Here is a 17,521-nt window from a genome sequence, read left to right on the forward strand (position 1 = left end):
CCCAATGCCGACCCGACTCGCTTCCCGACTCGCCCTCTGCCTCGCCCCGGCCCTGGCATTCAGCGCCCAGGCCTCGCCCTGGCCCGACGATGCCAGCGCCAGCCTCCAGTACCGCAACTACTACTGGGACGAGAACCCCCAAGATGGCATCGGCCCCACCCGGGATGAATGGGTGCATGGCCTGCTGCTGGAGTTGGACTCCGGCAAGATCCACGACACCTTCGGCATCGAGCTGGGCCTGGGCGCCGCCGATGCTATCTCCGTGGGTAGCGGTGCGACCAACATTACCAACCTGCGTCCCGGCGACTCGGTACAGGATCCCCACGGCATCGCCAAGGTGACCCGCGCCTACCTACGCGCCGAGTTCGGTAATGACCACCACCAACTGCGCCTGGGGGCCGGTAAGCAGACCCGCCGCCATCGCCTCTACGCCGACAACACCAGCCGTATCCTGCCCGCCGCCTCACTCGGCTACGACCTGACCTATGAAGCGGGAGATCTCGAGCTTTACCTGTCGCGAATCGAGCGCTTTAGCCGCCGCGACGATTCCGGCTGGGGAGATCGGCTGACCACCTTCGACGGCCGGGAGATCGACGCGGTCAATCTGGCCGGCATCGATTATGCCCTGCCCGCCGACCTACGCCTGGAGGCCGAATACCTGGAGAGCGACGACTACCTTCGCCAGGGCCTGGTCCGCCTGAGCCACCAGGCTCGCCTGGGCGATGACCTGACACTCCACAGCCAGGTGGCCCATGGCCGCCAGCGGGATGCCGGCGACCGTTTCGAAACCCAGGGTATCCCCGGCCTCTATCCCGCCGCCGACGGCCATGACGCCCGCTACAACGAGTTCGGCCTGCGCCTGACCCATCGCGACAAGTACCTGGGGCTGGCCCATACCCGTGTCTGGGGTGGCAACTACGACCGCCTGCTGTTCGCCGATGACCACGGCCACTGGGACAGCGCCGCCAATAACTTCTACCGCTTCGGCCTGGAGGGCGAGGCGATGTGGAAGGTCTCCACCGGCTTCGGTTTCGCCGACCTGGGCCTGCCCGGGCTGCGCTGGGACGGCCACTACGCCTTCTCCGACGAGGCCACCGGCTTCAGCGACTTCTCCCGCCGGGAGTGGCAGAGCGTGCTGCAGTACCGCTTCGCCGGCGCCCTGGACGGCCTGAGCCTGGCCTGGCTCTACGTCAATCACGACACCGACGGCGAGCCCGCCGCCGTCAACGGCAAGGCCCCCACCTTCGGCCCCGCCGGCCTGATCACCCACGAGGCCAACCGCCTCTACCTGACCTACCGCTACGACTTCTAGGCCTACGGCGGCCCTGGCAGCGGGAGTCATCTCCCTGGCACCCAGGAACAAGCCAGGGCCCAGGTGGGCTGCTAGCTTCACAGACACAGTCCAGACCGGCCAGCGGCCCTTGAGGCCATGATCCCCAGACACCAGAGGCACGATCCATGAGCAACGCCACGATTCCCCCTCTTCCCGAAGTGGAAGCCTTTCTGTCCCGCGCCTGCGGCTCCTATATCGACGGCGAGCACCTTCAGGGGAGCGGTCGCCACGCCGAGATCCTCGACCCCGCCAGCGCCACGCCACTGACCCACCTGGGGCTCGCCGACGAGGCCACCGTCGATCGGGCCGTCACCGTCGCCAAGCAGCGCTTCGACGATGGTGCCTGGCGTGGCATGGCCCCCGCCCAGCGCGAGCGCACCCTTCTCAAGTTCGCCGATCTGGTGGAGGATCATGGCGAGGAGCTGGCCCAGCTCGAGAGCCTCAACCAGGGCAAGTCGATCCATATCGCACGGATGATCGACGTGGGCTTCTCGGTGGACTTCATGCGTTACACCGCCGGCTGGACCACCAAGCTGGAGGGCCAGACCACCGAGGTCTCCATCGGCGTCCCGGAAGATGCCAATTTCCACGCCTACACCCTGCGCCAGCCGGTGGGCGTGGTAGCCGGCATCGTGCCCTGGAACTTCCCGATGATGATCGCCCTGTGGAAGGTGATCCCGGCCCTGGCGGCGGGCTGCTCCATCGTCATCAAGCCCTCCACCGAGACCCCGCTGACCGCCCTGCGCCTGGCGGAACTGGCCATCGAGGCAGGGGTACCCGCCGGGGTCTTCAACGTGGTGGTGGGCGCCGGATCCATCGCCGGCCAGCGCCTGGCCGAGCATCCCGACATCCGCAAGGTGACCTTCACCGGTAGCACCGCGGTGGGCAAGCAGATCGGCCATGCCGCCGTCGACCATATGGCCCGCTTCTCCCTGGAGCTGGGCGGCAAGAACCCCATGCTGGTCCTGGCCGATGCCGACCTGGACAAGGCGGTGGCCGGAGCCCTGATGGCCGGGCTACTCAACCAGGGGCAGGTGTGCGCCGCCGCCTCGCGCTTCTATGTCCATCGCACGATCCACGATGCCTTCTGCGAGCGCCTGCACGCCGCCATCCAGGGCATGCGCGCCGGCCCCGGCCGGGATCCCGAAGCGACCGTCAACCCGCTAGTCTCGCAGCGTCATCAGCGCAGCGTCCTGGCGCATATCGACCGCGCAGAAGCGGAAGGCGCCCGGGTGCTGCGCGGTGTCGAGGTCCCGGAGACGGGCTTCTATGTCTCGCCGGTGGTGCTTAGCGGAGTCACCCAGCACATGACGGTGGCCCGGGAGGAGGTCTTCGGGCCGGTGCTCTCGGTGATTCCCTTCGACGAGGTCGAGGAAGGGCTGGCCATGGTCAACGACAGTGACCTGGGGCTGGCGGCCAGCCTGTGGACCAATGACCTGGGCCTGGCCATGCGGCTGATCCCGCGCATCGAGGCGGGCACGGTGTGGGTCAATACCCACGTGACCCTCGACGCCAGCCTGCCCTTCGGCGGCATCAAGCAGTCGGGCCTGGGCCGGGAATTTGGTCGTGAGGCGGTGGAAGCCTGCACCGAGCTCAAGTCGGTGTGTATCGCTTACTGAACCGATGGCTTGTCGTGTTTGCGCCCGATGGCCTATCGGGCGCCTTTTTTCGCCGCTCCGCAGATCAGCGTGAAGGCCTGGTTGGCTACTGGGGTGGTGGGAGTCTGGATTCCGGCGGTCCGACGCTTCGGCGATTGGGCGACGCAGTCGCCCTTGGGTATTTACCAGGATCGCCCTACGGGCGATATCGCGCGGAATCCGCGCTTGTATGCTTTAAGGCGACCCACAACGGCAATAATGAAAAGGCTGGGTTGGCCACTGGTGTTGTGGGAGCTTGGGTTCCCCGAGCGATTGGGCGACGCAGTCGCCCTTGGGTATTTATCAGGATCGCCCTACGGGCGAATCGCGCGGAATCCGCGCTCCCACGATAGGATTCACGCCAAAGTGCGATGAGCCCTTTTTCCGCCTCTCCGCCATCTCTGCCGGTCATCAGTGCAGACAATGGCGGCGACGGTAGTCCCGGGGCGCTTCGCCATAGGCCTTCTTGAAGGCGCGACTGAAGTGCGCCGAATCGGTGAAGCCCCAGCGATAGGCGATCTCGGTGATGGAGCAGTGGGCCTGGCCGGGAGCCGCGAGGTCCTCGGCACAGCGCTGTAGCCGGCGACGCTGGATATGGCGGCACACGGTCTCCTCATGGGCTTCGAAGAGACGGTAGAGGCGGCGCAGCGAGACATTCATGCGCTCGGCAAGCGTGGCCGGTGTCAGGTCGGGCTCCTGAAGTTGCTGGTCGATCAACTGGCAGGCCCCCTGATAGAGCAGCGCCGGGGAGACCTCCGGATTCCGCGCTATTCCCAGGGCCAGGGGCACCAGCAGCGAGCTCAGTGCCTCACTGATCCCTTGTCCCTCGGCCGGGGTCGCATCGCCGACCAGTTGCCGGGAAATGATCCGATTGACCATCAGTTGCAGCAGCTGCCCACCGGGCCCCGCCGTCGGCAGCTTGCCGAAGGGCACCTCCTGTCCGGGAAGGCGGGCAGCCAGCGCCGCCCGAGGCATATGGAAAGACGCATGTTCGATCAGTCCCCGGGGCAGTATCTCGCAGCTGCGCGCCGAGTCCACCAGTGCCATCTCGCCGGGATTCAGCTCGAGGTCGAGCCCCTGCTGGCGAATCCCCGCTCGTCCGCGACGCTGCACGACGAGAAAGCAGTAGCGCCCCTCGCCCTGCTCGATATCCCGCCGACGCCGCGCGATCCATCGCGCATTGGTGCGGATCTCCGCGATCTCGAGACCACAGATCGAGCGGGCACCGACCTCACCGAGGAAGGGAATATGAGGTTCCGGGGGGCGGGAGTCGAAACCGCCGCAGACCCGGCGCAGGGACGCCAGCCAGGCATTGAATGCCAGTTGGGGAGCGTGTGAAGGCATCGGCCTCTCCACTCGAGCGATTATGGTTGTAAGTGAAACTATTATGCGCGCCATCACCGCCTCTGGCCAACCCTTCCCTCATCGCGACTGACGCTAGGCGCGGAGGGTCAAGACGCCGTCAAGGAGGATCAAGACACCAGCCGGCGTTGGGCCCAATCTGGGCCCGAGGCTCGCCGCATCGCACGGCGAGTCGAGGCATAACAACAATGGCAATAACAGGCCTAAGGAGGTTCACCTTGATCGACTCATCATCCGCTCGCGGCGCCGCCGAGAGTCACCCCCGCTCGAGCGCCCCAGGCATCGGCTTCAAGACCCTGATCGCCATCTGCGTCGGCTGTGTCGTGGTGCAGGGCGCCATGGCCTCAGCGCTGATGGGCTTCGGTATCGGCGGGCTGAGCTTTGTGGCCGCCATGGGGCTGGCACTGCTCTTCGCCTTCTGCAATGCCATCAGCTTCTCCGAGCTCTCGCTGATGTACCCCTCCTCGTCGGGCACCCTGGCGACCTATACCCAGAAGGCCATCGGCCACTTCCCGGCGATCGTCTCGGTGTTTGCCGGCTATGTGGTGGTCGCGATGTTCGGCCTGGCGGCGGAGCTGATCCTGGTCGACCTCCTGCTGCAGACGCTCTTCCCCGGCATGCTGCCTCCATACCTGGTTCCCCTGCTGCTGCTCATCGGCCTGGCGACGCTGAATATCCTGGGCACCGATGCCTTCGCCAGGACACAGAACCTGTTCACCTTCGCCATGATCGCCGCCATCCTGCTGGTCGGCGCCACGGCGCTGCTGGACACGCCCTCGGCGTCGGTCGCCGAGGCGGCGGCCGGCATCGGCTGGGGGGCCGAAGGCATTTATGATGGCAGCTTTATCGCCCTGACGGCGCTGGCCATGTGGATGTTCGTCGGCTGTGAATTCATCTGCCCATTGATCAAGGAGATCCGTCAGCCGGAGCGTCGCGTGCCCCGCGCGATGTTCGTCTCACTGATCGCCATCTTCGTACTCTTCACGCTGTTCTGCCTGGGCGCCGGGCGCTACCTCTCCCAGGAGACGCTGATCACCTCGCCGCTGCCCTACCTCGACCTGGTCGACGGCGTCTTCGGCCAGGCGGGACTGATTATCGCCACCGTCATGGGGCTGACCGCCACCTGCAGTACCGTCAATACCGTGCTCGCCGCGGTGCCCCGAATGCTCTCGGGCATGGCCGACAACGGCCAGGCGTTCGCCATCATGGGCCGCAGGCATTCGCGCTTCGACACCCCCTGGGTCGGCATCCTGTTCCTGGCGATCATCGTGGCGATCCCGTTCCTGCTCGTCACTCCCGACCACATCATCCTGCTGCTGATCGGCGCCTCGACCAGTTGGCTGCTGGCCTATATCGTTGCCCATATCAATGTCGTCGTGCTGCGCACCCGTCACCCTCAGCGCGCGCGCCCCTATCGCACACCGTTCTACCCCATCCCGCAGATCATCGGCATCCTCGGCATGGGCTACGTGGCCGCCAATGCCTCGCCCTCCCCCGAGATGACGTCCACCGTCTACACCTTGCTGGGGGCCGTGCTCGGCAGCGTCGCCGTGATCGCGCTACTCTGGGTCAAGTTCCGGATGAAAACCGGCCTCTTCGCGCCGGACCTGACCGACTGACTACCGGCACATCGTGCCCCAAAGGCGACTATGCGCGACCCCCAGACCGCCCTGCTGACCCAGGCCATCGCCTCCCTGCGCTCGCCGGGCTTCACCGGGAGCCTGGTCGCCCTGCTGCGCGACCTGGTCGACTTCGATGGCGCGGTCATCATCGGTCATCGCCCCGGCCAAGCCCCCATCTACCTGCACGACGCCCTGCCCCGGCAACGCGAGCTGCTGTTCCAGCGTTACCTGATGCAAGCCTGGCAGGGCGACCCCTTCCTGGTCGCCCTCGATAGCCACCGCCGGGAGGGGCTCTTCCGACTCGCCGACGCCCTGGAGGCCACCGAGGGGCGGAGCGACCCGGAGTACATGAAGGCCTTCTATCAACAGACCGGCTGGCGGGACGAGCTGTGCCTCGCCGTTTGCCTCGACGCAGCCCGCTGGGTCGTCATCTACCTGGGGCGGCTCGCCCCAGGCCACGCGTTCTCCGCCGAGGCGTACCAGCGCCTGCACGAGCGCTTCGACCTGCTGGCCGCGCTCTGCCGCCAGCACTGGGCGAGCGACCCCTTGACCCTCTCGCCCCCGACCACCGGCGAGGACGACGCCGGCGCGCTGCTGAGCCGCGCCCTGGAGTGCTTCGGCGAGGGCCTGCTGACGCCCCGGGAGCGCCAGGTGGCCACCCTGATGGTGCAGGGGCTCACCCCGGAAGAAATCGCCGAGCGCCTGGCGATCACCCCGGGCACCGCCAGGAATCACCGCAAGCGCCTCTATGCCCGCCTCGGCATCGGCTCCCGGGGGGAGCTGTTTCGCCGGTTCCTCAATCACGCCATCACCCTGGCGGCCCAGGCGCGGAAGGACGACCCCGAAAATGCCCCTTTTAGGGATATCGTCCCCGTCCCGGGCAAGCGCTAGCCTCTGCTCCAGACCCTCGGTTTCTGGAGCCCAGCGATGCCAAACGATACCTCCCCCCTGCTGCATGACCTCGAGCGACGCGGCCTGATCGCCCAGTCGAGCCACCCCGAGGCCCTGACGGCGGCCCTCGACACCCCACTGGTGGTCTACTGCGGCTTCGACCCCACGGCGGGCAGCCTGCATATCGGCCACCTGGTGCCGCTGTTGATGCTCAAGCGCTTCCAGGACGCCGGCCACCGGGGCCTGGCGCTGATCGGTGGCGCCACCGGCATGATCGGCGACCCCAGCTTCAAGGCCAGCGAGCGCCGGCTCAATGCCCCCGAGACGGTGCAGGGCTGGGTCGACGCCCTGGGCGGGCAGATCCAGCAGCTGATGACGCCCCACCTCGACGAACCGCTGCGGGTGGTCAACAACGCCGACTGGCTCGGCGAGATCAATGTCATCGACTTCTTCCGCGACGTGGGCAAGCACTTCTCGGTCAACGCCATGATCAACCGCGAGTCCGTGCGCCAGCGCCTGGAGCGCGCCGAGCAGGGCCTCTCCTTCACCGAGTTCAGCTACGGCCTGCTGCAGGCCCGGGATTTCGCTCACCTCAACCGGGAGCTGGGTTGCCGGCTGCAGATCGGTGGCAACGACCAGTGGGGCAATATCGTCGGCGGCATCGACCTGGTGCGCCGCCTCAACGGGGAGCAGGCGTTCGGCCTCACCCTGCCGCTGATCACCAAGGCCGACGGCACCAAGTTCGGCAAGACCGAGAGCGGCACAGTGTGGCTCGACCCGCGCCAGACCTCGCCCTACCAGTTCTACCAGTTCTGGCTCAACGTGGACGACGCCGACGTCTATCGCTTCCTGCGCTACTACACCTTCCTCTCCTGCGACGAGATCGAGGCCATCGAGGCGGAGGATCGCCAGGCGGCGGGGCGGCCCAGGGCCCAGCGCGTCCTGGCCGAGGAGCTCACCCGCTTCGTGCACGGGGAGGCGGGACTTAAGGGCGCACAGCGCATCTCGGCGGCCCTGTTCAGCGGCGAGGTGACCCGCCTCAGCCGGGAGGAGCTCGAGCAGTTGGAGCTCGATGGCCTGCCCTGCGTGGCGACCGCCCCGGACAGCCCGCTGGAGGAGGCCCTGGTCATGGCGGGCCTGGCGCCCTCCCGGCGCCAGGCCCGGGAGCTGATGAGCCAGGGGGCGGTGCGCGTCAATGGCGAACCCCGCGACCAGGGTCGCCTCGGCGATACCTTCGCCCTCTTCGACCATTACTGGGTCGTGCAGAAGGGCAAGAGGCGCTTCGCCCTGCTCAAGCGAGGCTGACCCTCCTCTCAAACCGGGTCCCGTTACTACAACAACAAGGTCAGGACACCACCCATGACGATAGCGCTTCATCACTGTGAGGATGTCACCGAACATGCCCAGCGGCTGGATGGCTGGCAGCAGGAATACGACCAGATCGAGGAGGGGCACTTCCGTGGCGATATCATCGATGTCGCCGGATGCGGGATGCGGCTATTCCGTGAGAGCGCCAACCTGGGCCTGGCCCAGTCGATGCACTTCCCGGAAACCCAGTGGCACCTGATCCTGCCCCTCCACTGGCCTGGTGATGGACTCTTTCCCGCCGACGCCATCACGGTACTGCCCCGCTGCGAGGAGTTCTGGAGCGTGGCTCCGGGACACTACGATCTGCTGGTGGTGTCGATAGATCGCCACCGCTACGGCTGGTTGGAGCAAGACGAACGACGGCTGCGCACCCTGGCGGTGCCGGCGGCCCGGCTGGCCGGCGTCAGGGAGCAGTGGCGGGCGATGACGGACTATCTGCTGGCAGGCCAGGCCCAGGGCGTCCCGACGGTGGTGCCTCAGGAGGTGTTCTCGCGACAGCTCGAGGAGGGCGTCGAGCTGCTGTTCAGCGACTGCTCGAGATCACCGACTCTCGATCCGACCTGCTACCGTACCCGGCGCTATATCGTCGATCGCTGCCAGGCGCTGACCCGGGCGCGACCGGACGACCCTCCCTCACTCACGGCACTGTGTCACCAGTTGAAAATCTCGCGTCGCACCCTGCAGTACAGCTTTCAGGCGGAGACCGGCCAGTCGCCGATACACTACCTGCGCGCGCTGCGGCTCAACGCGGTGCGGCGCAGCCTGTTGCGAGACCCCAACCAACGCATCGCCGACGCCGCCGCCTGTCAGGGGTTCTTCCATCAGAGCTATTTCGGCCGCGAGTACCGCCGGCTGTTCCGGGAAACCCCTTCCACCACCCTGAGTCGCGTCCTGGGGCAATAACGCCCCTTAGCACGCCTCTTAGAAGCGGTCGAAACGGTAGGGGGTCGGATCGATAAGCGGCGCCTCGCCGGCCAGGAGATCGGCCGCCAGTTGACCCGCCGCCGGCGAGGTGCCGAAGCCGTGGCCAGAGAAGCCGGAAGCAACGGTCAGCCCCGGCACCCCGGGAACCGCCCCGATCACCGGATTGGAGTCCGGGGTGATATCGATCATGCCGGCCCAGGCGGTCTCTACCCGGGCCCCCTCGAACACCGGCCAGGCGGCGGCGAGATTGCGCCGGGCCTCGTCATTGATCTTGGCATTGGCCGGGGGATCCATGGTGCGCAGGCGCTCGAAGGGCGAGCGCTTGCCGGCCCCCCAGCGCCTGGGTAGCGCCAGATCGCGCAGGAAGTGCTTGCCCAGCGAGAGCCGCAACAGGTGGCGCTGGGAGCGCAACGCGCCCAGATAGCGGGAGCCGATCAGCAGATGATCCAGCATCAGGGGGGCATCGAGGGCGCCACGCTGGGTGACGATAAAGCCGCCGTCCCGGTGCTTGCGGAAGGAGAAGTCCGGTGCCCCCACGGCGATCTCCGTCGGCCCCTCCATCGGAGCGGTCTTGAATACCGAACAGATCAGCGGCAGCGTCGGTAACGACACCCCGAGGTTGCCCAGGAAGCGCCGCGACCAGAGGCCGCCGGCGAGCAGCGCCTGGTCGCAGCGGATCTCGCCTTGCTCGGTCACCACGCCGCTGACCTTGCCCCCCGTCATCGACAAGGTACGTACCGCGCAGTTCTCGACGATCACGGCCCCCCTGGCCATGGCGGCCCTGGCGATGGCGCTGGAGGCCAGGGTGGGCTCGGCCCGACCGTCGGAGGGGGTGTAGATGCCGCCGGCCCAGTCACCTTGGCCGCCGGGCACCCGGCGATCGATCTCCCGGGGACCGAGCAACTGCGAGTCCAGGGACAGGGCGTCCACGGACTTCAGCCAGGCCTCGTGCATGGCCAGTTGCTCGGCAGTACGGGCCAGGAACAGGATCCCCGACTGGCGGTAGCCGACATCGCTGCCGACCCGCTCGGCCATGCCGGCCCAGAGCCGATCCGCCGCCTGTGCCAGGGGCACGTCCTCCGCATGGCGGCTGGTCTTGCGGATCCAGCCCAGGTTGCGGGAGGACTGTTCGCCGGCGAGGCGTCCTTTCTCCAGCACGACCACGGGGATGCCCCGTTCCGACAGTGCCAGGGCCGCGGTGAGGCCGATGATGCCACCCCCGATGATCACCACGCTCGTCGAGGCGGGGAAGTCGCTGGACGTTTGAACAGGCGCTATTGTCGGTGCCATGGCAGGAAGCCCTCGAGGTATCGGAATATCAACGAAGCGGCGGCGGCCCGCCCTGCAGGCCGCCCCGGCAAGCGAGTGGACTGCGTTACTGGGTGGAGGTGTCGATCCGCTCCACCTCGGCGCTGCCGGCGCCGCGATAGGCGGTCACTTCCAGCTCGACCTTGTAGACCTCGGAGCCCAGCGGCGGGCAGGTCACGGTGATGGAGGGATCGACGCCGCGCATCTTCTGGCCGAAGAGGGTCATGACGGTTTCGGTATCGGCCGGATCCTGGATGAAAATCTTCGCGGCCACGATGTCGGACAGGCCGCTGCCCACCGTGCCGAGGGCGCCTTCGATATTGGCGAAGACCTGCAGCAGCTGCTCGCTCACGTCGTCGGGGATCTCCTTGGTGTCGGGGTTGCGGCCGGCGGTGTTGGACACGAGGATCCAGTTGTCGACGGCCACCAGCCGCGAGTAGCTGGCGTGTTCCTCGAACTTGGAGCCGGTCTTGACTTTGACGATCTTGGTCATGGTGTTGTCCTGCTAGCAATGAGGTGAAGGAGAACCGGCGCCGCCTTGCGGGACGGGGCCGGCAGGCAGTGCGATGGCCCTCAGCGCAGCAGCGGCTCATCCCACAGGTTGAGCTTGACGCCGATGCCCTGTTCGATCGCCTTGCGATAGACCACGGTGGCCCAGGCCACGTCCTCGACCGGCATGCCGCCGACCGACATCAGGATGATCTCGTCGTCGTTCTGGCGGCCCGGTACGGCGCCGGCCACGATCGCCCCCAGGTCCTCGAGGGTGTCGGCGGCAAGGCGGCCCCCCGCGATCATGTCCATGAACTTCATGCCGACCAGCGGAATGCAGTGGTGGGCCGGCTTGGGCACTTCCTCGTACCAGGCCTCGTACAGGCCGGTGTTGTCGAGCACCTTGCGCACGTCCGGCGCTTCCATGCCGGCGTCGAAGTTGCAGGGAGCCGGCATGGCCAGGAAGGTGCCCGGGCTGACCCACTCGCGCTTGATCAGCGGATAGTCGTCGGGGTTGCCCACTTCTCCCGAAGCGCAGTAGGTCACGATGTCGGAGTCGCGCACCACCGATTCGATATCGTCGACCACCTGGAGGGTGGTGATCTGCGGGTAGTTCTCGCGAACCCAGTCGGTGAAAGTGTCGAGACTCTTCTTCCCGCGTCCCTTGACCTTGACGGTGTCGATCTGCGGACAGGCGGCAATAAAGGCGGCTAGCGAGGTGCGCGCCATCACGCCGGGCCCGAAGATGCCCACGACCTTGGAGTCCTTTCTCGCCAGATGGCGGGCGCCGACGCCCGGCACCGCGCCGGTACGGTAGGCCGAGAGCAGGTTGGCCGACATATGGGCCAGGGGCGCGGCGGTGTCGGCATCGCTGAGCGTGAACATCAGGATGGAGCGCGGCAGCCCCTTCTCCTTGTTCGCGATGTTGGAGCCATACCACTTGACGCCCGCCGTGCAGAAGTTGCCGCCCAGGTAGGCGGGCATGGCCATCATGCGGCGGTCGGCAGTGGGCTTGGGCATGGTGGGAAAGGGCGACTCCTCGGGGAACATGATCATGGCCCCGTGGGAATCGTTGTTCGGCCCCGCCATGCGGTAGTCGCCGTGATGAAGAAGCCCGAACATCTCCTCCATGGTGTCCACGCAGGCCGCCATATCGGTGACGCCGGCTCGAACCATGTCGGATTCCGAGAGATAGATAAAGTCGATACGAGTGTCATGGGTCATGGCTGAATTCCGATTTATTATTGGATACCGGGCTGCCAGAGCAGTTATCGGTATTCATGTTGCGCGCCGGTATCCCCCGGCGTTAGCACAAATCGGCAATTCAGCGATCGACGGAATCGAGGCCATCGGTTGCCACCCATCGTTCATCTGCACGATGGTCAGGGCTTCCCGAGGCGGCCAAGATGCCTGCATGGCCCGTTTTCCTGGCCACTTCAATAACAACAACGGTACCCGACCATGGCCAAGTCCGATGTCACGGCGACCGATGATCTGCAAGCCTTCCAGCGGGAGCGGTTGGATCGTCTGGCAGCTAGCTGGGAGCGATAGGCCCCACGACAGCAGGATCGCCTAGCGGCGATCCTGCCAGAAGAGCGCGAACAGCTCCGACCGGGAGTGGGTACCAAGCTTGGCGCAACGGTGTTTCTTGTGGTCGCGCACCCTCTCCACGGAGATCGTCAGGTACCGGGCGGACAGTCTCGTCGCGCCACTAGAATGCCTCCCACTCGGCCTCGCCACCGCTCTGCGACCGTGCGGGGCCGGTCTTGCTCACCTGGGTGGCGGTGGGCAAGGCCACGCCGGCACTCCCCAGCCATGCCGGCAGGCCATCGTTCCCCCTCCCGTAAGCGGAACCCAGCTTGAAGACCGACACAGCCCGCTCCAGGCGATTGGCCTGCTCTTCCAGGGAGGCGGCCGCCGCCGAGGCCTCCTCCACCAGGGCCGCATTCTGCTGGGTCACCTGATCCATCTGGCTCACCGCCTGGGTGACCTGCTCGATGCCGTCGCTCTGCTCCTGGGAGGCGGCGGAGATCTCGTCCATGATGTCGTTGACCCGCCGCACCGCGGCCATCACGTCCCGCATGGTGGCACCCGCCTGCTCCACCAGGGTAGAGCCCTGTTGCACCTGGGCCACCGAGCCCTCGATCAGCGCCTTGATCTCCTTGGCCGCCTCCGCACTCCGGCTGGCCAAACTGCGCACCTCGCCGGCCACCACCGCGAAGCCGCGGCCCTGATCCCCGGCCCGGGCCGCCTCGACGGAGGCATTGAGCGCCAGGATATTGGTCTGGAAGGCAATGGAGTCGATCACGCCGGTGATATCGGCGACCCGTTGGGAGCTGTCGGCGATGCCATGCATCGTTTCGATCACCTGCTCCACCACCTCGCCGCCACGCTCGGCGGTATGGGACGCCTCCTGGGCCAGGCCGCTGGCCTGACGGGCATTATCGGCGTTCTGTTTCACGGTGGTAGTCAGCTCCTCCATGCTGGAGGCGGTCTGTTCCAGGGCCGCGGCCTGCTCCTCGGTGCGCGAGGAGAGATCCGCATTGCCGGTGGCGATCTCGCGGCTTCCCACATGAATGGAGCCGCTGCTTTCGCGAACCCCGCTGATCACGCCGGACAGCTGCTCCACCATGCGTTTCATGGCGAACAGCACGCTATCCCGGTCCTGAGGGCGAGTCTCGATCTCGATGGTCAGGTTCTGATCGGCCACCTGCCGGGCGATCTCGGCGACCCGGGCGGGCTCCGCCCCCAGGCTGCGGCCGATGCCGGCGATGATGTACCAGGCCAGCAGGATGCCGAGCAGCAGCACGATGGCCAGGGTGGCGATAAAGATCACCCGCATCTGGGCATACTCCTGAACGCCACCGAGGTATTCGGCCTCGGCCACCTCCAGTTGCACCCGCATCAAGTGCCCGAAGGCCTCGGAAACCGGGTCGATACGCTGGTAGAGCTCGCTAGCGATAAAGGCCTCCAGGGCCGCGCCGTCCTCCCGTTGCAAGATGGCCTGCAGACGATCCACGGCGGTATCGGCATCCTGCAACAGCGGACGCAGCTCGGCGACGAGGCGCTCCTCCGCGGCAACCAGCACAGTGCCCAGGTAGGCTTCCCAGGTTTGCCGGATAATGTCGCTCGCCTCAGCGACGTTACGCCGCCCCTGGGCCCAGCCGATATTGCCATTGCTGACCTTATGGGAGGTGTCGACGATATTGACCGCATAGGCATCGGCGATGCCCGAGAGCTGGCGCAGCGGCACCACACGATCCTGATAGACGGTATCGAGACTCGCCAGGGTGGTGCGCTTCCCCTGGAGACCAAAGAGGCCGATCCCGATCAAGGCCACCGCGAAGACCCCGACAAGAAGCGTCAACTGCTGGGAAACCTTCATTTTCTTGAGCATGAACACACCTCTGCGTATGTGCTTTACCGTCCCGGTCGATCTGCGTCGGCCTGAGGCTTTCGGGTAGCCGCGAATGACCACCCACGAAGCAAAGCTAGCACTTATCAAGCAAATGCTTATTTAGATAGTCAACGCAGAGCACTCTGGCCTCGAACGAGACCCCGGGCTACCGTCGCCCAGGAAAAAAAAGGCTCTTCGCAGATCGGCGTGAAGTCACGCCCCGGGAGAGCGGCAGAAACGGGCACGTCTTGCTGGCTTATGCCGGTCTTATGCCTGCCTTATGCCGGATCCTCGCCCATGGCGGTAAAGGCCTCGGCATTGGGGCAGAACCCCCGGCACGCCTCGGCGTCGGCGCCATGGCGCAGGGCCTGCCAGCAGTGGCCTACCTGAGGGCAGCGGTTGCAGGTGCGGCGCTGGACCTCGAGTGCCTTCTCCGTGGCCAGCTCGGCGGGCAGGCCAAAGCGAGTCAGCATGGTGGGCATCAGGGTGGCGGCGGGCACGAAGCCGGGCAGGCGCTCGGCACCGAGGGCCCGCACCACGGCACGCTCGAAGGGGGCGCTCAGGGGGTGTTCCAGGTCGTCGATCAGACGATCCAGGGCGGCGGGGGCATGGGTCCTGAGCTCGCGCAGGACGCGGTCGCCCCGGAGGTAGTCGTGGAGGCGCTCCGGACGGTCGATGGAGGCCGGCGGCTTGGCATAGGGGATGGTCATCGGTGGGGGCTCCTCGCTTGAGTCTTTGCCCCAGTATCGATACCCATCCCCGATCGCGCCTTGATCCGGGTCAAGCCGGTTTCATATGAAACCGCCCTGCATTACAGGAAGCCGCTATGGCGAATATCGCCCTCCACCAGGGTGAGGATGGCGCGGCCCTTGAGGGGCCGGCCCAGCAGGGGGGTGTTGAGGCCCGCCGAGCGCAGGGTCGCGCCGCTCGGCGTCCATTCGGCCTCGGGGTCGAAGACCGCCAGGTCGGCGGCCTCGCCGGCCGCCAGGCTGCCGCCGCCCTGACCGAGCACCCGGGCCGGCCCCAGGGAGAGCCGCGCCGCCAGGGTCAGGGGGTCGAGCACGCCCTCGTCCACCAGCGCCTGGCCCAGGGCCCAGACCGTCTCCAGGCTGCTCATGCCGGGCTCGGAGGCGGCGAAGGGGGCCAGTTTGGCGGCCTGCTCGTGGGGCAGGTGACCGCTGACGATGGCGTCGATGCGACCATCCGCCACGCCCCGGCACAGGGCCTGGCGATCCGCCTCGCTGCGCAGCGGCGGCTCCAGGTGGAAGTTGGCATCGAAGCCGGCCAGGGTGGCATCGGTCCAGTGCAGCTGGGCCATGGTCACGTCGCAGGTCACCGGCAGGCCGCGGGCCTTGGCCTCGCCGACCATCTCCAGGCCCCGAGCGGTGGAGAGGTGGGCCACATGGGCGCGCACTCCGGTCTGCTCGATCAGCAGCAGCCACTGGGCCAGGGCGGTGGTCTCGGCGCTCTCGGGGATGCCGGGCAGGCCGAGCCGCGAGGCGAGGGCGCCCTCGTGGGCGCAGCCGCCGGCGGCCAGGGCCGCCTCCTGAGCCTGGAAGTGCACCGGGATATCGTGGGTGGCGGCGTACTCCAGGCAGCGGCGCAGCACCCGGGCGTCGGCCAGGGGCCGGCGCAGGTTGGTCAGGGCCACGCAGCCGGCGCCCTGGAGGCCGGCCATATTGGCCAGCAATCGCCCCTCCAGGCCCTGGGTCAGGGCCCCCAGGGGCACCACCCGCACGCCGTTCACCTCCTGGGCGCGGTCGTGCAGGGTGCGCACCTGGGAGGCGCTGTCGAGCACCGGGCTGGTGTCGGGGCGCACCGCCACCCGGCTGTAGCCGCCGGCCAGGGCGGCGGCGGACTCGCTCTCCAGGCTGCCCTTGTAGCGGGGGCCGGGCTCGCGCAGCTGGGCGCCGATATCCACCAGGCCCGGCAGCAGCCACTTGCCGGAGAGCTCCAGCACCTTCTCGGCGCGGAAGTCGGGGTGCGCGTCCAGGCCGACGATGCGCCCGGCGGCCAGGTGCAGGTCGGTGACGCGATCGATGCCGCTGGCCGGGTCGATTACCCGGGCGCCCTTGAGTGTCAACTTCATGCTTGGCTCTCCTGCCGCCGCTGCGCCCCGGCCCGTCCATCCATAACGACGCCCTGGTGCCATTTCATCACTCTCATCACTGCGTCTCCTGCCGCCGCTGTTCCCGTTCCCGCGTCTGTCCGCTGACCGCCATCGACAGCACCGCCATGCGCACGGCGATGCCGTTGGTGACCTGGTCGAGGATCACCGAGCGAGGGCCGTCGGCCACCGCGGACTCGATCTCCACGCCGCGGTTGATGGGCCCCGGGTGCATGACGATGGCCTCCGGGTGGGCCCAGGCCAGGCTGTCCCGGGTCAGGCCGTAGTGGCGGTAGAACTCGCTCTCGGAGGGCAGCAGGGCGCCGTCCATGCGCTCCTTCTGCAGGCGCAGGGCGATCACCACGTCGGCGCCGGCCAGGCCCTCGCTCAGGCGGGTGAAGACCCGGCAGCCCAGGGCTTCCACGTCCACCGGCAGCAGGGTGCGTGGCGCCACCACCCGCACCTCGGCGGCGCCCAGGGTGTTGAGGGCGAGGATCTGCGAGCGGGCCACCCGGGAGTGGAGGATATCGCCGACGATGGCCACCCGCAGCTTGGCGAAGTCACCCTTGTGGCGGCGGATGGTCAGCATGTCGAGCATCGCCTGGGTGGGGTGGGCATGGCGCCCGTCGCCGGCATTGATGATCGCCACCCGGGGGGTCACCTGGCTGGCGATGAAATGGGCGGCGCCGGAGTCGGAGTGGCGCACCACGAAGGCGTCCGCCTGCATCGCCTCGAGGTTCTGCAGGGTGTCCAGCAGGGTCTCGCCCTTGGCGGTGGAGGAGGTCTTGATATCCAGGTTGAGCACGTCCGCCGAGAGGCGCTTGGCGGCCAGCTCGAAGGTGGCCCGGGTGCGGGTGGAGTTCTCGAAGAAGAGGTTGGCCACCGTCTTGCCGCGCAGCAGCGGCACCTTCTTGACCTGGGCCTCCTGGACGCCGCGGAAGCTGTCGGCGGTGTCGAGGATCTCGGTGAGCAGCGCCTTGGGCAGGCCCTCGATATCGATGAAGTGGCGCAGCCGGCCATCGTCGCCGAGCTGGACCTGGGCCGGTGTGCCCGGGCGGGATGCGGGGTCGATCACGGAGCCTC

General features: G+C 67.3%; 14 protein-coding genes. 6 read left to right on the forward strand and 8 right to left on the reverse strand.

The window, feature by feature from the left end; genetic code table 11:
• Positions 1-4: 4 nt before the first annotated feature.
• Together IHD13_RS07765 and IHD13_RS07770 are read left to right on the forward strand one after the other, a co-directional pair.
• Positions 5-1,312, forward strand: a complete 1,308-nt coding sequence (locus IHD13_RS07765; RefSeq protein WP_195860470.1) for an OprD family outer membrane porin — start codon at positions 5-7, stop codon at positions 1,310-1,312.
• Positions 1,313-1,458: 146 nt separating this feature from the next.
• A complete protein-coding gene (locus tag IHD13_RS07770; RefSeq protein ID WP_195860471.1) occupies positions 1,459-2,952 on the forward strand; it encodes an aldehyde dehydrogenase family protein in 1,494 nt (497 codons plus the stop codon).
• A 429-nt stretch (positions 2,953-3,381) separates the two neighbouring features.
• Here IHD13_RS07770 and feaR read toward each other — a convergent pair whose 3' ends face one another.
• A complete protein-coding gene (gene feaR / locus IHD13_RS07775) occupies positions 3,382-4,314 on the reverse strand; it encodes a transcriptional regulator FeaR (protein WP_195860472.1) in 933 nt (310 codons plus the stop codon).
• A 236-nt stretch (positions 4,315-4,550) separates the two neighbouring features.
• Between feaR and IHD13_RS07780 the strand changes: the two genes are divergently transcribed.
• The 4 genes from IHD13_RS07780 to IHD13_RS07795 are packed head-to-tail and all read left to right on the forward strand — an operon-like array spanning position 4,551 to position 9,116.
• Entirely contained in the window at positions 4,551-5,951 is a 1,401-nt protein-coding gene (locus tag IHD13_RS07780) for an APC family permease (RefSeq protein ID WP_230086195.1), read from the forward strand.
• A gap of 30 nt (positions 5,952-5,981) precedes the next feature.
• Positions 5,982-6,845: a helix-turn-helix transcriptional regulator gene (locus tag IHD13_RS07785; RefSeq protein WP_195860474.1), complete on the forward strand. Its 864-nt coding sequence runs from the start codon at positions 5,982-5,984 to the stop codon at positions 6,843-6,845.
• A 36-nt stretch (positions 6,846-6,881) separates the two neighbouring features.
• Positions 6,882-8,150 carry a tyrosine--tRNA ligase gene (tyrS, locus tag IHD13_RS07790; RefSeq protein ID WP_195860475.1) on the forward strand — a complete coding sequence of 423 codons (1,269 nt, stop codon included), beginning with the start codon at positions 6,882-6,884 and terminating at the stop codon, positions 8,148-8,150.
• Positions 8,151-8,204: 54 nt separating this feature from the next.
• On the forward strand, positions 8,205-9,116 hold the full coding sequence (locus IHD13_RS07795) for a helix-turn-helix domain-containing protein (RefSeq protein WP_195860476.1): 912 nt from the start codon (positions 8,205-8,207) through the stop codon (positions 9,114-9,116).
• An 18-nt stretch (positions 9,117-9,134) separates the two neighbouring features.
• On the opposite strand, the gene IHD13_RS07800 is transcribed toward IHD13_RS07795, so the two are convergent.
• From IHD13_RS07800 to IHD13_RS07830, 7 genes are all read right to left on the reverse strand, one after another.
• On the reverse strand, positions 9,135-10,427 hold the full coding sequence (locus tag IHD13_RS07800) for an NAD(P)/FAD-dependent oxidoreductase (RefSeq protein WP_195860477.1): 1,293 nt from the start codon (positions 10,425-10,427) through the stop codon (positions 9,135-9,137).
• A gap of 85 nt (positions 10,428-10,512) precedes the next feature.
• Positions 10,513-10,938, reverse strand: a complete 426-nt coding sequence (locus IHD13_RS07805) for a Rid family hydrolase (RefSeq protein WP_195860478.1) — start codon at positions 10,936-10,938, stop codon at positions 10,513-10,515.
• A gap of 80 nt (positions 10,939-11,018) precedes the next feature.
• Positions 11,019-12,158 (reverse strand): tyramine oxidase subunit B, encoded by a 1,140-nt coding sequence (locus tag IHD13_RS07810; protein ID WP_195860479.1) that lies wholly within the window; start codon positions 12,156-12,158, stop codon positions 11,019-11,021.
• Between the two features lie 487 nt (positions 12,159-12,645).
• Complete coding sequence (locus tag IHD13_RS18545) at positions 12,646-14,331, reverse strand: methyl-accepting chemotaxis protein (RefSeq protein WP_195860480.1); 1,686 nt, start codon at positions 14,329-14,331, stop codon at positions 12,646-12,648.
• Positions 14,332-14,609: 278 nt separating this feature from the next.
• Positions 14,610-15,041: a hypothetical protein gene (locus tag IHD13_RS07820; RefSeq protein WP_195860481.1), complete on the reverse strand. Its 432-nt coding sequence runs from the start codon at positions 15,039-15,041 to the stop codon at positions 14,610-14,612.
• 101 nt (positions 15,042-15,142) lie between these two features.
• Entirely contained in the window at positions 15,143-16,420 is a 1,278-nt protein-coding gene (locus IHD13_RS07825) for a dihydroorotase (RefSeq protein ID WP_195860482.1), read from the reverse strand.
• Between the two features lie 76 nt (positions 16,421-16,496).
• On the reverse strand, positions 16,497-17,513 hold the full coding sequence (locus IHD13_RS07830) for an aspartate carbamoyltransferase catalytic subunit (protein ID WP_326838325.1): 1,017 nt from the start codon (positions 17,511-17,513) through the stop codon (positions 16,497-16,499).
• Positions 17,514-17,521 lie beyond the last annotated feature (8 nt).

The organism is Halomonas sp. 328 (genome assembly GCF_015645095.1).
In the GTDB taxonomy this organism is placed as follows: Bacteria; Pseudomonadota; Gammaproteobacteria; order Pseudomonadales; family Halomonadaceae; genus Bisbaumannia.

What these genes read in the sequence shown, in the direction of transcription:
- IHD13_RS07765 (WP_195860470.1), top strand. Translation starts at nt 5, where the DNA reads ATGCCGACCCGACTCGCTTCCCGACTCGCCCTCTGCCTCGCCCCGGCC.
- IHD13_RS07770 (WP_195860471.1), top strand. Translation starts at nt 1,459, where the DNA reads ATGAGCAACGCCACGATTCCCCCTCTTCCCGAAGTGGAAGCCTTTCTG.
- feaR (WP_195860472.1), bottom strand. Translation starts at nt 4,314, where the DNA reads ATGCCTTCACACGCTCCCCAACTGGCATTCAATGCCTGGCTGGCGTCC.
- IHD13_RS07785 (WP_195860474.1), top strand. Translation starts at nt 5,982, where the DNA reads ATGCGCGACCCCCAGACCGCCCTGCTGACCCAGGCCATCGCCTCCCTG.
- tyrS (WP_195860475.1), top strand. Translation starts at nt 6,882, where the DNA reads ATGCCAAACGATACCTCCCCCCTGCTGCATGACCTCGAGCGACGCGGC.
- IHD13_RS07795 (WP_195860476.1), top strand. Translation starts at nt 8,205, where the DNA reads ATGACGATAGCGCTTCATCACTGTGAGGATGTCACCGAACATGCCCAG.
- IHD13_RS07800 (WP_195860477.1), bottom strand. Translation starts at nt 10,427, where the DNA reads ATGGCACCGACAATAGCGCCTGTTCAAACGTCCAGCGACTTCCCCGCC.
- IHD13_RS07805 (WP_195860478.1), bottom strand. Translation starts at nt 10,938, where the DNA reads ATGACCAAGATCGTCAAAGTCAAGACCGGCTCCAAGTTCGAGGAACAC.
- IHD13_RS07810 (WP_195860479.1), bottom strand. Translation starts at nt 12,158, where the DNA reads ATGACCCATGACACTCGTATCGACTTTATCTATCTCTCGGAATCCGAC.
- IHD13_RS18545 (WP_195860480.1), bottom strand. Translation starts at nt 14,331, where the DNA reads ATGCTCAAGAAAATGAAGGTTTCCCAGCAGTTGACGCTTCTTGTCGGG.
- IHD13_RS07820 (WP_195860481.1), bottom strand. Translation starts at nt 15,041, where the DNA reads ATGACCATCCCCTATGCCAAGCCGCCGGCCTCCATCGACCGTCCGGAG.
- IHD13_RS07825 (WP_195860482.1), bottom strand. Translation starts at nt 16,420, where the DNA reads ATGAAGTTGACACTCAAGGGCGCCCGGGTAATCGACCCGGCCAGCGGC.